The organism is Thermodesulfovibrionales bacterium (assembly GCA_035686305.1).
Classification (GTDB): Bacteria; Nitrospirota; Thermodesulfovibrionia; order Thermodesulfovibrionales; family UBA9159; genus DASRZP01.
In genome coordinates, this window is sequence record DASRZP010000042.1 from 1 (window position 1) to 12,925 (window position 12,925).

Here is a 12,925-nt window from a genome sequence, read left to right on the forward strand (position 1 = left end):
AAATCTGTTACCTTTAAATTCGTCAGTTCCTTTACTGGCATGGGTGTATCCTCCTTTTTTTGTTCTTTGGTCGGAACAATGGAGAATACACCCTTTATTTTCTTACTTCAAGAATTTTACACAGAAGATTTTACGCTACCATATCCCATGCTCCTTAATCCTCAAGCCATGACCTCCTTGTCGTCAGGGCAATCGAGAAACAAAATGGGTTAAAATAAACGATGGACAGAGATCATGCCCTATCGGAACTTTCCAAGTGCGTCAGATGCGGAACCTGCAAGACATACTGTCCAACCTATGAAGAGGGTCTGTCGGAGCCTGTGAGCGCCCGCGGGCGACTGACGCTTCTCAGAGGATTCCTTACCGGCCAGATCGGTCCGTCGCCTCTTCTCATGGACCGGATATTCAGCTGCGTCCTTTGCGGGGCATGCGAAAAGCTCTGTCCGCCGCGTGTTGAGATAACAGAGGCGATATACCACGGCAGGAGAGTTTTGCGGGACTCGGATCACAAGAGGAGGTTCCTCAGAAAGGTTGCCGGCGTTGTTTTCAAGCGTCCTACCCTTAGCCACAGGATTGCACGGCTCCTTCAACCTGTGGCATTGCCCTATCTTTTTAAGAAGGGCATACCATTCTGCATCCCCGTGTCTGCTCATCCCCTCAGGGACAATCTGCAGGTCTATAAGCCGCAGAAGAGGATCGGACGTGTCGCTGTATTTACAGGATGTAGCACCAACTTTCTTTTTCCCCATCTGGGACTCTCTCTCATCAATGTCCTCGTACATCTCGGATACGAAGTCGTCCTCCCAAAAGGAGAGGTCTGCTGCGGCGCGCCTCTGAGGGGGCTCGGGCTCGAAGAAGAGGCGGCCGCGATGGCACGGAAGAATTACCTGGCATTTAGCAAACTCAAGACCGATGCCGTTGTGAGCCTTTGCCCCACCTGCATCCTTTCCCTTAAGGTCTCCTATACCAGTCTTATCGGTGAGGGTCTGAAGAATGCTGCTGATATATCGACTTTTCTTTCCGACAGGATCGAGGGTGTTCCCCTGCGTCCCCTGAATTCCTTCACTTCTGTTACGTACCACGACCCTTGTCATCTCAATTATTCCCTCGGAGTGCGGGAAGAGCCGCGACGGGTAATCCGGACCACGGGCGTCGAACTTATTGAGGCAGAGGGCGACGGCTGCTGCGGGTTTGGCGGTCTCTTCAGCCTTCAGTACCGTGACGTGTCACAGGACCTTCTCAGGAACAGGATCGACGCATATACCAGGACAGGGACTGACGCCGTTGTCACGTCGTGCACAGGCTGCATGATCCAGTTGATGAGCGGTTTGAAGGACAAGCAGGTCTTCCACATCATCGAGCTCGTCGAAGAGGCTATCTGTTAAAATAAAATGGTAAAATAACAGGATCATTCAGGAGGTTCAATGCCCATATTCGAATATGCCTGTAATGCATGTGGTGAGGATTTTGAGAAACTGGTTTTCGGGAACCAGAGCGTCACCTGTCCAAAATGTTCTTCCGAAGACATCAAGAAGAAGCTTTCTCTCTTTGGAATGAGCGGCGTCGAGAAGCCAGTTTCCTCGGGCTCATCAGGATGCGGCTCCTGCAGCAGCGGCTCGTGCAGCACCTGTCATTAACGTGGCGGGGATTGTTCCTCCGGGCAGCCATCACCTCTACCGTTCAGGATACTTGAAGGGGTTCCCCCTTATTATTTTGCTCAGCCGTAATGGTCTGCCGTCGAACAGGAAGACGGCCATGCCCCGTTCCTGTATTGTCTCGCTCCCGACGACCCAGCTCCCTTTCCAGGCCACATTGAGATAGACCATCGATTTCTCTATCTCGACCCATTTCGGCGTGAAGGTGAGGTCAACGGAATCAAAATGCTTGATGGAGTTAATGAAGTCTTTGTATCCATCACTGGTCGATATCTCCTGGATAGCAGAAAAGTCCTTTTTTACATATGCAGCACGCAGCCTCTCTGAAAGGGAAAAGGCTTCGGTCGATGTCTTGCTCTCCTGGGAGACCTGTTTGACCTCTTTCTTTCCCCCGCAGGCAGAGACAGAGAGTAACAGGAAGAAGATAAAAACGCAGAGACAAGGCTGCAGACTCCTGCGAGGGTCACGTATTCTTTGCTCCCTGTTCATCACCGAAGGATATTCCTCTCTCATGCTGCCTCCGAAGTTCCGTCGTGAAAATTGTCTTAATAATAAAGCTTATGAAGTATTTTTTCAATCCACATCCAACTGGATGCAATAATTCAGTCTCTTCCGTCTCTTGTGGAGATCTGACCCCGGAATTTCTTATGGCTCCTTGTTCCGGCGGTCTTGTATCTCCCAGGTAATCGCGTATATAATAGTATGGATTCGCCTCAGTCGGACCGCCTGAGGATGCTTCCCCGAGGAAAAGAGGATTGAGGGTGGTAGTCAATGCTTATTGGGTATAACACGAATGTTCCTTACAAGGGGAAGATGTATCATGTTCAGACGGAGGATACCGGGCAGGCCAGGCACACCCTTGTGACCCTCCTGTATTACGAGGGTGCGATCCTCAGGTCCCAAAAAACGAGCTATGCTGAATTTATCGGACGCCCTGACTTCAAGGAACGGGTAAGGGAGCTGATGAAGGAGCAGCATAAGGCGATGATCAAGGGACTTATAGCCGGGAGATTCGAAGAAGAGCAACCCCTCAGTGAAGAGAAGGTCCCTGGCTCCTCAGAAGCTCCCGTCAATTCCACGCGGGAGAACTCAGAGCCCGAAACAGAGGGTGAGGCCGGAAAGCCTTCGGAGCAGGAGAACCCCTGCCGGAGGAACGGCAAGAGTCTTGACGATATTTTTCGTGAACATATATCGAGAAAGGTGAAGGACGGATGAGTCAACCATCGCCACGTGCAAAGGATATACCGTGTTTATGCGGCTACGCAAGAGATCTGCGGATTGAGATCCTCAAGATGCTGACAGCGGCAGGTTCGGGCCATACCGGCGGTTCCCTCTCTGCAGTTGACATTGTCGCAGCACTCTATTTTTGTAAAATGAGACACCGACCGGACGATCCGTCCTGGAGGGAACGGGACCGCTTCATCCTGTCAAAGGGTCATGCTGCGCCGCTCCTCTATGCGGTGCTTGCCCTTGCGGGATACCTTGACAAGGATCTGCTGAAGACGCTCCGCCGGGTTGACAGCCCTCTCCAGGGGCATCCGAGTTCGAAGCTCCTCAAGGGTGTTGAGGTATCTACCGGTTCCCTGGGGCAGGGTCTTTCGATAGCGAACGGAATTGCCCTGGGGCTGAAGATGGATGGCCTTCCTTCACGTGTCTACTGCCTCATGGGCGACGGTGAACTGCAGGAAGGTCAGATTTGGGAGGCCGCGATGAGCGCTGCCCATTACCGGCTTGATAACCTCTGCGCCATCGTCGATAACAATGGCCTCCAGATAGACGGTCACTGCTGTGACGTGATGAATGTCGAGCCCATCACCGATAAGTGGCGCGGGTTTGGATGGAATGTGCTGGACATCGACGGACACAATATGGAGCAGATCCTGGGTGCCCTTGATGAGGCAGAGAAAATAAAGGGGATGCCGACCGTGATCGTGGCGCGCACAGTGAAGGGGAAAGGCGTCTCCTTTTTTGAAGGTAAGGCCGAATATCACGGCGTCACCCCGACAAGGGAAGAACTCGAAAGGGCATTGAAGGAGTTATAGCAGATGGGCGAAAGGACGGAGCAGAAAGAGCAGAAGACATCCTCCCTTTGTCCCCCCCTTAGCAAGGCGGGGCACGGGGCGGGGAAGCAGGCAGAAGCGACCCGCGATGCCTATGGGAAGGCACTCTTCGAACTCGGCAAGAGGAAGAGTGAAGTTGTCGTTCTTGACGCTGATTTGTCGGGTTCTACGAAGACGAAGAAGTTTGCCGATGCCTTCCCTGAGAGATTTTTCAACCTCGGTATCGCTGAGCAGGATATGATAGGCACGGCAGGTGGCCTTTCCCTTACCGGAAAGATACCCTTTGCGTCAACCTTTGCTATCTTCGAGACGGGGCGTGCGTGGGAACAAGTGCGGCAGACGATCTGTTACTCCCATCTTAATGTGAAGCTCGTTTCGACCCATGCGGGGATAACAGTCGGTGAAGACGGAGCGTCCCATCAGGCCCTGGAAGACATCGCCCTCATGAGGGTCATCCCTGATATGACCGTGATCGTCCCTGCTGACGGTACAGAGACGGAACAGGTGATCAGCGCTGTCGCAGAATACTCCGGTCCTGTCTATGTGAGACTCGGAAGGGCAAAGGTCCCTGCTGTTCTCCCCGACGATTATACCTTCCGGATCGGAAGGGCCTATGCCTTCCATCTCGGGAAAGACGCGAACATCCTGGCAACGGGAATCATGGTCTCTGTTGCCCTCGACGCAAGGAAGATACTGGAGGCTGACGGATTGGACGTCGGCGTCGTAAATGTTTCGACAATAAAACCGCTCGATGAGGATGCTGTGCTCAGGGCGGCCGAAGCGAAACTGATTGTTACGGCAGAGGAACACTCGATCATCGGCGGCCTCGGCAGTTCGGTCTGCGAGCTTCTTTCGGACAGGAAACCGATGATGGTGAAGCGGATCGGCGTGAGGGATACCTTCGGCCGTTCAGGCAAGCCCGATGAGCTGATGCAATACTACGGATTAACAGCAGAGGAGATTGCTAGGACCATCAAGACATCTCTATGATACACTTTCAGGATGTATCGAAATACTATGCTACGAACACGGCCCTGAGGAACATAAACCTCTCCTTTAAGAAGGGCGAGATGGCATTCATCACAGGGCCGAGCGGCGCAGGGAAGTCTACCCTCCTTAGGCTTATCTATGCAGCAGAATTCCCTGATTCAGGAAAGATATCCGTTGCCGGCTGGCAGTCAGACACCCTCAACGGTTCCGGTATCCCTCTTTTGCGGAGAAATATAGGGGTTGTGTTTCAGGACTTCAGGCTCCTCGACAATAAGAATGTTCTCGATAATGTGGCGTTGGCATTGCGGGTGAGGAATGTGCCTGAAAGGGAAGTGAGGGAACGGGTCCTCGATACCCTCAAAATGGTGAACCTCAGGCACAAGACAGACAGTTATCCCTCTTCCCTGTCCGGCGGTGAGCAGCAGAGGGTTGTGATAGCGCGCGCAATTGCCGGAGAACCGATCATCCTCCTTGCCGACGAACCGACAGGCAATCTCGATCCCGATACCGCTTCTGGAATCATGAGGATCTTTAAAGAGATCAATGCGAAGGGAACGACCATCATTATCGCCACCCATAACAGGGAGCTTTACCGGGACAGCGGCAAACGGGTCATAAAGATTGACAGCGGTTCTCTCGCGGGAGAGTTTTTTGGGTAGGGGTATGCCGTATTTTATAAGAGTTGCGCTCAGGAGTCTCCTTCGCGAACGGTGGGTCAATCTCCTCTCGATCCTGACCATTGCGATGGGGCTGCTCGTGATCTCCCTCGTGGCCCTCGTCATCTACAATGTCGACCTTCTGACGAGGAGGCTGCCTGAGAAGTTCTCCGTTGTGGCCTATCTGAAGGACGGCGTCTCTGAACAGGAGGCGCTTCAGATCGCGGCATCCCTGAGAAGGCATAACAGTGTCGAGAAAGTCAGATACATCTCAAAGGCCGAGGCAATAAAGGAGCTGAGGTCTTCAGTGAGGGACGCTGATTATATCCTTGAAGGTCTGAGCGAAAACCCCCTCCCCGCCTCTCTCGAGATACGGCTGAGGAAAGAGGCCGTAGGTCCTGAATCCGTCAAGGCCTTTGCTGATGAAATAAAGAAGATGACAGGGATAGAGGATCTGCAGTATGGCGAGAAATTTCTCCTCTCGATTCATTCCCTGCGGGCGGGTGTGAAGACCGTAGGCCTTATCCTCACGCTCGTTATGGCTGCCGGCGTAATCTTCATATGTTACAGCACTGTCAAGATACTCTTTTACCGCAGGAAAGAAGAGATCGAGACACTGAAACTCCTGGGCGCTACCCGGGGATTCATACGGGTGCCTTTCCTTGTTGAAGGAGGGGTCATCGGGGCTTCGGGCAGCGGTATCAGTCTGTTCATTGTCCTCGCTCTTTACCAGGGCGTTTTTAAATCGTTGAGCGTGGCAGCTCCTCTCTTCGGCGCTGTCCTCTTCCCTCCGGAGGTCCTGGTATCGATACCTTTTGCAGGCCTTTTCCTTGGGATTACCGGGGCGCTTATAGCTGTCGGAAGGATACGATATTAGGGTTGAAGCCTTGCAGGTTCCTGACCACGGGATACGAAAGGACCAATGAATCAAGGAGCAACGGGAAAGGGGAAAGGGGGAAATTCTGGGGCCTCCCTCCTGTTGGCCGCGGCCTGGTGCCTTCCTTTTCTCTTCAGTCTCTTCTTCTCTCTCTTCCCCCCATCTGCAAGGGTCTTTGCCGAAGGCCCGAAAGAGCAGTACAAGAAGATCCAGAAGGAGATGGAGGAGCACAGGCGCGGACTTGAAGACGCGAAGAAAAAGGAACATTCCGTCCTGGAAGAGATCGATACCGTGAACATGAGAATGGATGCTATTGAGGCGGAGTTAAGAAAGCAGCGCCTGAGGATTCACCGGACAGAGTCAGAAATAACGAAGGTCGAAGCCGAGATATCTGTAAACCGGGAAGAACTCAGCAGGAAAAAGGCATGGATGAGGAGAAAACTCCGCACGATGCAGAGGTATGGCCAGTCATACGAATTATTGCTTCTCATGGCCGGGGCAGACGATATGGCGCAGATCATGAGGCGGTGGAAGTATCTTGAAGTCATGACGCTCCAGGAACGGAGGGCGATCGACGGCTACGTGAGTGCGTTGAGGGCGCTCGAAGAAAGGGAAGGACAGCTTCAGAATCTTCGCGCCGACCTGAAGAGGAGCGAAGAGCGACTCAGGCTCACCGAGGAGGCCTTTTCTGAAAAAAGGCGGGAAAGGGAGCATCTTCTGGTATCGGTGAGGAGCGAGAAGTCATCTCACGAGAAGATGCTCAGCGAACTGCAGGAGGCGGCGAAAAGGCTCCGCGATGTAATACGGAGGCTTGAAGAGAAGGAAACCTACGAGGGCATGGGCTTTGCGGCCCTTAAAGGGAAATTGCCGTGGCCAGTGGCCGGCAAGGTTGCCATTCCCTACGGAACCCAAAAGGACCCCCGGTTTAATACCCCCGTCTTCCGGAACGGGATCTATATCAAGACCGAGGATGATACTATCAAGGCAGTGCAGGGGGGCAAGGTTGTCTTCGCAGAATGGTTCAAGGGCTATGGGAACCTTCTGATCCTGAACCACGGTGAAGGCTATCACACCCTCTATGCAAATCTCTCAGAGATTTTTTTTGGCGTTGGAGATATAATAAAACAGTATGCAGTTGTCGGAAGGGTAGGAGAGTCGGGGATGTTGAATGCCCCCTCCCTTTATTTTGAGATCAGGTATAAGGGAAAGCCGCTCGACCCTGTTCAATGGCTGAAGAGAAGATAGATGGAGGTCTAAGAGAAGATGTTAGAGAGCAGGAAACGGATACTGATCACGTGGGTCTTTATTCTGGCCGTGGCAATGGCAGGCGTTGTCGTGGGCAGGTGGTCGATAGGGCGTGTGAGTGCCGAGGTTGACGGGTATGAAAATATCAGAATATTCACCGAGGTCCTTTCGATCGTCAAGAAGAATTATGTCGACGATGTCAAGACCAAGGATCTCATCTATGGAGCGGTGAAAGGCATGCTGAGTTCCCTTGATCCCCACTCGGGATTCATGCCCCCTGATGCTTACAAGGAGATGCAGGTTGATACGAAGGGCGAATTCGGCGGCATCGGCATACAGATCGGCATAAAAGACAACCTCCTCACCGTCATTGCACCCATTGATGATACCCCTGCCTATCGTGCCGGCATAAAGGCTGGCGACAAGATCGTTAAGATCAATGACCAAAGCACGAGGGACATGGCGCTCCATGACGCCGTAAGCAAAATGAGGGGACCAAAGGGGACAACGGTCAAGATAAGCGTTATGCGGGAGGGCTGGAAGGAACCCCAGGATTTCACCATTGAGAGGGATATTATCAAGGTGAAGAGCGTGAAGTCAAAGGTGCTGGAAGAGGGGATTGGCTATGTAAAGATCACTCAGTTTCAGGAGCAGACGGCGAACGATCTGGCTACTGCCCTTGGTAAGCTGAACGAGGAAAAGATTAATTCTCTGATCCTCGACCTCAGGAACAATCCCGGCGGGCTTCTCAATAGTTCCGTTGATGTGACGAGCCAATTCCTGCCTGCCGAAAAACTTGTTGTGTATATCAAAGACAGGGCGGGCGAGAAGACCGAGTACAAAACAGGTTCCCGATACGTCTCCTATGACAAACTCACGATGATCGTCCTCGTCAACCAGGGAAGCGCAAGCGCATCTGAGATCGTCTCCGGCGCGTTGAAAGACTGGCACAGGGCGGTAATCATGGGAGTCCAGACCTTCGGGAAAGGATCGGTCCAGAGTGTTATCCCTCTCAGTGATGGGTCAGGTCTCAGGCTTACGACGGCCCGTTATTATACGCCGAGCGGAACCTCGATCCAGTCGACAGGCATTACTCCTGATATCACGGTGAAACAGGAGGTAAAGAACGGTGAAAAAGAGCACGCTGTTATCAGGGAAAAGGATCTTGAGAGACATCTCAAGAATGAACAGAAAGATGAAAGGCTCCAGCCTGAGCAGGAGACTGCCCCGATGACGGAAGTATCTGAAAAGGACGACCTGCAGCTCCAGCGGGCGGTCGACCTTCTGAAGACCTGGAAGGTATTCAGGGAACTGCCCAAGGCATCGTAACAGACGGGTCTGGCAGTAAGGAGTCGGAAGGGATGAGCTTCGGTAGCGGCCAAGATTGCGGTCTTAATCCCTTGCCCTGACTCCTGAGCATTGATGTCCCGGATCATATTCGACATAGAGACCGTCGGAAAAGACTTCGATTCCCTTGACAAGGCTACGCAGGAATATCTCCTCAGATGGACTGCTACAGAAGAAGACATTCAGGGAGTGAAGGAGAGTCTTTCCTTTTATCCGCTGACAGGAGAGATCATAGCGATAGGCATGCTGAACCCGGATTCGATGAAAGGGGCGGTCTATTTCCAGTCTCCTAACGATCTTCTTTCGGGCTTCGACGAAGAGGGCATCGCCTTCAGGCCCTGCACCGAGGAAGAGATACTCAAGAATTTCTGGGATGTTATCAGGATCTATGACCAGTTTATCACGTTCAACGGCAGGGGTTTCGACTGTCCCTTCATCATGATCAGGTCAGCCGTTTACAGGATAAAGCCCACAAGGGACCTTATGCCCAACCGCTATAGCGGGCCTCACATCGACCTCCTGGACCAGCTCACCTTTTACGGGGCGTCAAGAAGAAGATTCAGCCTCGACCTGTGGTGCAAAACCTTTGGTATCAAGAGCCCGAAATCAGAGGGCATAACGGGATACGAGGTCAGTGACCTCTTTCATTCGGGTCGATATGTCGAGATCGCGAAATACTGTTTCGGAGACATGAGAGCAACGAAGGAACTCCTTGCATACTGGGAAAACTATATACGCTTTTCTCTGGACAAGACAGAGAGGGGAAGAAGTCCGTCCACATTATTATAACCACAGAGATGCGGTGACAGCTCTGCGGTTCAGGAGGAGATATCTTGTTTCACGATATTCATGAAGAGTGCGGTGTATTCGGGGTTTTCAACCATCCTGAGGCGTCGAACCTCACCTATCTCGGCCTTTACGCGCTCCAGCACAGGGGACAGGAAGGGGCCGGAATCTGTTCATCCGATGGCAAGCAGCTCTACATCGAAAAGTCGATGGGTCTTGTCGCCGACATCTTTACCGAGAAGAGGCTGAAGAGGCTTCCGGGTTACATAGCGATCGGCCATAACCGTTATTCGACGGCCGGAAGCAGTGTTCTCAAGAACGTCCAGCCCATCGTCGCAAATTTTGCCCTCGGCGCCCTCGCCCTGGCCCACAACGGCAATATAGTCAATGCTGCTGAACTGAGGAAGGATCTCGAAGAGCAGGGAGCCATCTTTCAGTCGACCTCTGACAGTGAAGTCATCGTCCATCTCATTGCCCATGCAAAGGGGGATGACCCTTATGACAGAATAATACAGGCCCTCAATAAAGTGAGCGGAGCCTTCAGTCTCCTGATCATTACCGAGAAGGAGCTTATCGCAGTCAGGGATTCCTTTGGTGTCAGGCCTCTTTGCCTGGGGCAGGTGGACGGCGCCTATGTCGTCGCCTCAGAGACCTGTGCACTGGATCTCATCAACGCCTCCTATATCAGAGATGTCGAGCCAGGAGAGATGCTCATCATCGGCGAGAACGGCATGAGGTCGGTGAAGGCCATGACCACCCAAAGGCAGGCACACTGTATATTCGAGTTCATCTATTTTTCGCGGCCCGACAGCTATATCTTTGGCTATCAGAATGTGAACGAGATCAGGAAGGAGTTCGGACGGCAGCTCGCGCGGGAATCGAAGGTGGACGCTGACCTTGTCATTCCCGTTCCTGACTCCGGTGTGCCTGCTGCAATAGGCTTCTCCGAGGAGAGCGGGATCCCTCTCGACTTCGGCCTGATACGCAACCACTACGTCGGCAGGACCTTTATAGAGCCTCGTCAGACCATACGCCACTTCGGCGTGAAGATCAAGCTCAATCCTGTCAGGAAGCTCCTTGAAGGAAAGAGGGTGATCGTTGTTGACGACTCGATTGTGAGGGGGACGACGAGCAAGAAGATCGTAAAGATGATTCGCGAAGTAGGCGGAGCCAGGGAAGTCCACCTGAGGATCAGCTCTCCGCAGACCATCGGCCCCTGCTTCTACGGCATCGATACGCCGACGAGGCAGGAGCTCATCGCGGCCACGCACCTGACGGAAGAGATACGGAAGTACGTGACAGCCGATTCCCTCGCCTACCTCAGTCTTGAGGGAATGAAGAGGATCGTCCCTGATTCCGGTGACTACTGCACAGCCTGTTTCGACAACGACTATCCCATCGGTTTCCCCGGCGAACATCTTGAACAGCTGGAGTTCATGTTCCGCTAGATGCCCCCATGGTGACCGAATCCATCAGGGCCATCTTCAAAACAAACCTTGGTATCAGAAGAGATGAAAGGGTCCTCGTCTTTACTGACAGGATAGGGGAAACCGAGATCATCGATTCACAGGACTGGTGCAGGAGGGAGAGGCTGAGGGACATTGCGCTTCTCACTGCAGAGATCGGAAAGGCTTTCGCAAGGAAGGTAACCTTTGCCGAATATCCCTCAACCATGGTCCACGGCGCTGAGCCGCCTGAAGAGCTCTGGAGACGCGCCTTTGGCGACAAGGCTGTGGATAGCCTGAAGGCAGCAAGGATCTTTGGTGCCCTTCTTTCGAAGACGATTTCAGACGACGGGATCAGGAAGACGGAAGAGATCATAGGGAGATACTGCCGTTCTTCGGTTCATGCAGTCATTGCGCTTTCAAATTACTCTACAAGCCATACCCAATTCAGGGACCTTCTTACGAGGATCTGCGGCTGCCGTTATGCGAGCATGCCCCTCTTTGATATGTCAATGCTCGAAGGCCCTATGGCAGTGGACTGGAGGCTTCAGGCATCCAGGACGAAGGCCGTAGCGAATCTTGTTACCAAGGCTGAGACAGTCGAAGTAAAGACTCCGAACGGGACATATCTTGAGCTCGCAAAGTCAGGACGGAAGGCATTGCCTGATACCGGGATGCTCACAAAAAGGGGCTCCTTTGGAAATCTTCCCTCGGGTGAGGCTTTTTTTGCGCCTCTTGAAGGAACGGCAGAGGGGACGCTTATTCTTGAATGGGCTCCCATGAGGATGCTCTCGTCTCCTATTATTGTGACCGTGAAGAACGGCCTTGTTGACGGGATTGAGGGTGAGGACCCCTTTGCAGAGATTCTCGACGCTAAAGTAAAGGAAAGGAAGGAGAACGGGAATATAGCGGAATTCGGCATCGGGATGAACGACAGGGCAAAGAGACCGGACAATATTCTCGAATCCGAAAAGATTATGGGCACGATCCATATAGCTTTGGGAGACAACAGCTCTTTTGGCGGCAAAGTCAAAACCCCTTTTCATCAGGATTTTGTTTTCTTCAGGCCGACGGTTGTGCTGATGGACAGGAAGGGCAACAGGGCCCTTCTTATGAAAGACGGGAAACTCGTGGAAAGATAAAACTTCAGGGGAACAAGATTCTTTCGGAAAGAAGAAGGCATGAATATAGTCACAGAGACAGATAGTCTTGAAGAGGAGAGAATTCGGTGGACCATATCGTAGTCTTTATGACAGCTTCAGGTGAGGATGAAGCCGCAAGCATTGCCCGTGCCCTCGTCGAGAATCGTCTTGCAGGATGCGTGAATATCGTTAACGGTGTCCGTTCCGTCTATCGGTGGCAGGGCAAGACGGAAGATGAGACCGAGGTGCTGATGATTGCCAAGACCCGCAAGAGTCTCTTCCAGTCCCTCTTGAACAAGGTCAAGGAACTTCACAGTTACACCGTCCCTGAGATCGTCGCTTTCCCGATCATTGAGGGGTCCGAGGATTACCTGAAGTGGCTGGGAGAGGTGACGGGATAATCGGCGAAAAGCCCGAACATGGAGAACAATGATCAGGCAGGCATGCTTCAACATCTTTTGCATGAGATAAAATTGTGAGAATGAGAATCCTTCATGCTTAATTGGATGCCCAGGCACCGATGAATGATGAAGAGAAACAGATATACTGAAATCATCTGCAGCGAGTTCTGCAGGTATTCCAAAGAGGGCAGGGAAGAACTGATGTGCGGGTCGTATCGATTCCTCACAGGGATACTCACTCCGGGAGAACTGAAGTCATTGTGCAGGGAAATCTCCAGCGCACCTGATTTTTCTTGTGACCGTGAGATTCGAGAGACCGTC

Annotated in this window: 15 protein-coding genes; 14 read left to right on the forward strand and 1 reads right to left on the reverse strand. The window is 52.4% G+C overall.

Annotation, left to right across the window (positions count from 1 at the left end; genetic code table 11):
• Positions 1-221 precede the first annotated feature (221 nt).
• Both VFG09_04810 and VFG09_04815 read left to right on the forward strand, forming a co-directional pair.
• Complete coding sequence (locus VFG09_04810) at positions 222-1,385, forward strand: (Fe-S)-binding protein (protein HET6514459.1); 1,164 nt, start codon at positions 222-224, stop codon at positions 1,383-1,385.
• 39 nt (positions 1,386-1,424) lie between these two features.
• On the forward strand, positions 1,425-1,637 hold the full coding sequence (locus VFG09_04815; protein ID HET6514460.1) for a zinc ribbon domain-containing protein: 213 nt from the start codon (positions 1,425-1,427) through the stop codon (positions 1,635-1,637).
• Between the two features lie 36 nt (positions 1,638-1,673).
• Here VFG09_04815 and VFG09_04820 read toward each other — a convergent pair whose 3' ends face one another.
• Positions 1,674-2,168, reverse strand: coding sequence for a hypothetical protein (locus tag VFG09_04820; GenBank protein ID HET6514461.1), 495 nt, complete (start codon positions 2,166-2,168; stop codon positions 1,674-1,676).
• 258 nt (positions 2,169-2,426) lie between these two features.
• On the opposite strand from VFG09_04820, the gene VFG09_04825 reads away from it, so the two are divergent.
• The 12 genes from VFG09_04825 to VFG09_04880 all read left to right on the forward strand — a co-directional run.
• Positions 2,427-2,870: a hypothetical protein gene (locus VFG09_04825; GenBank protein ID HET6514462.1), complete on the forward strand. Its 444-nt coding sequence runs from the start codon at positions 2,427-2,429 to the stop codon at positions 2,868-2,870.
• A complete protein-coding gene (locus VFG09_04830) occupies positions 2,867-3,697 on the forward strand; it encodes a transketolase (GenBank protein ID HET6514463.1) in 831 nt (276 codons plus the stop codon). Before VFG09_04825 ends, VFG09_04830 begins: the two co-directional genes overlap by 4 nt.
• Before the next feature lie 3 nt (positions 3,698-3,700).
• Complete coding sequence (locus tag VFG09_04835; GenBank protein ID HET6514464.1) at positions 3,701-4,705, forward strand: transketolase family protein; 1,005 nt, start codon at positions 3,701-3,703, stop codon at positions 4,703-4,705.
• Positions 4,702-5,364, forward strand: coding sequence for a cell division ATP-binding protein FtsE (gene ftsE / locus VFG09_04840; protein ID HET6514465.1), 663 nt, complete (start codon positions 4,702-4,704; stop codon positions 5,362-5,364). Before VFG09_04835 ends, ftsE begins: the two co-directional genes overlap by 4 nt.
• A 4-nt stretch (positions 5,365-5,368) precedes the next feature.
• Positions 5,369-6,238: a permease-like cell division protein FtsX gene (locus VFG09_04845; GenBank protein ID HET6514466.1), complete on the forward strand. Its 870-nt coding sequence runs from the start codon at positions 5,369-5,371 to the stop codon at positions 6,236-6,238.
• Positions 6,239-6,283: 45 nt separating this feature from the next.
• A complete protein-coding gene (locus tag VFG09_04850; GenBank protein ID HET6514467.1) occupies positions 6,284-7,483 on the forward strand; it encodes a peptidoglycan DD-metalloendopeptidase family protein in 1,200 nt (399 codons plus the stop codon).
• Between the two features lie 18 nt (positions 7,484-7,501).
• On the forward strand, positions 7,502-8,812 hold the full coding sequence (locus VFG09_04855) for a S41 family peptidase (GenBank protein HET6514468.1): 1,311 nt from the start codon (positions 7,502-7,504) through the stop codon (positions 8,810-8,812).
• A 93-nt stretch (positions 8,813-8,905) separates the two neighbouring features.
• The gene (locus tag VFG09_04860) at positions 8,906-9,619 is read left to right on the forward strand and encodes a ribonuclease H-like domain-containing protein (GenBank protein HET6514469.1); all 714 of its coding nucleotides are present in this window, start codon (positions 8,906-8,908) and stop codon (positions 9,617-9,619) included.
• Between the two features lie 44 nt (positions 9,620-9,663).
• Positions 9,664-11,064 carry an amidophosphoribosyltransferase gene (purF, locus tag VFG09_04865; protein HET6514470.1) on the forward strand — a complete coding sequence of 467 codons (1,401 nt, stop codon included), beginning with the start codon at positions 9,664-9,666 and terminating at the stop codon, positions 11,062-11,064.
• Between the two features lie 8 nt (positions 11,065-11,072).
• Complete coding sequence (locus tag VFG09_04870) at positions 11,073-12,203, forward strand: hypothetical protein (GenBank protein HET6514471.1); 1,131 nt, start codon at positions 11,073-11,075, stop codon at positions 12,201-12,203.
• Between the two features lie 86 nt (positions 12,204-12,289).
• Positions 12,290-12,604: a divalent-cation tolerance protein CutA gene (gene cutA / locus VFG09_04875; protein ID HET6514472.1), complete on the forward strand. Its 315-nt coding sequence runs from the start codon at positions 12,290-12,292 to the stop codon at positions 12,602-12,604.
• 123 nt (positions 12,605-12,727) lie between these two features.
• Positions 12,728-12,925: hypothetical protein (locus VFG09_04880; GenBank protein ID HET6514473.1), on the forward strand; the 198-nt coding region annotated here is incomplete at its 3' end.

Excerpts from the sequence above, each read along its gene's own strand:
- VFG09_04810 (HET6514459.1), top strand. The coding sequence starts at position 222 with ATGGACAGAGATCATGCCCTATCGGAACTTTCCAAGTGCGTCAGATGC.
- VFG09_04815 (HET6514460.1), top strand. The coding sequence starts at position 1,425 with ATGCCCATATTCGAATATGCCTGTAATGCATGTGGTGAGGATTTTGAG.
- VFG09_04820 (HET6514461.1), bottom strand. The coding sequence starts at position 2,168 with ATGAGAGAGGAATATCCTTCGGTGATGAACAGGGAGCAAAGAATACGT.
- VFG09_04825 (HET6514462.1), top strand. The coding sequence starts at position 2,427 with ATGCTTATTGGGTATAACACGAATGTTCCTTACAAGGGGAAGATGTAT.
- VFG09_04830 (HET6514463.1), top strand. The coding sequence starts at position 2,867 with ATGAGTCAACCATCGCCACGTGCAAAGGATATACCGTGTTTATGCGGC.
- VFG09_04835 (HET6514464.1), top strand. The coding sequence starts at position 3,701 with ATGGGCGAAAGGACGGAGCAGAAAGAGCAGAAGACATCCTCCCTTTGT.
- ftsE (HET6514465.1), top strand. The coding sequence starts at position 4,702 with ATGATACACTTTCAGGATGTATCGAAATACTATGCTACGAACACGGCC.
- VFG09_04845 (HET6514466.1), top strand. The coding sequence starts at position 5,369 with ATGCCGTATTTTATAAGAGTTGCGCTCAGGAGTCTCCTTCGCGAACGG.
- VFG09_04850 (HET6514467.1), top strand. The coding sequence starts at position 6,284 with ATGAATCAAGGAGCAACGGGAAAGGGGAAAGGGGGAAATTCTGGGGCC.
- VFG09_04855 (HET6514468.1), top strand. The coding sequence starts at position 7,502 with ATGTTAGAGAGCAGGAAACGGATACTGATCACGTGGGTCTTTATTCTG.
- VFG09_04860 (HET6514469.1), top strand. The coding sequence starts at position 8,906 with ATGTCCCGGATCATATTCGACATAGAGACCGTCGGAAAAGACTTCGAT.
- VFG09_04870 (HET6514471.1), top strand. The coding sequence starts at position 11,073 with ATGGTGACCGAATCCATCAGGGCCATCTTCAAAACAAACCTTGGTATC.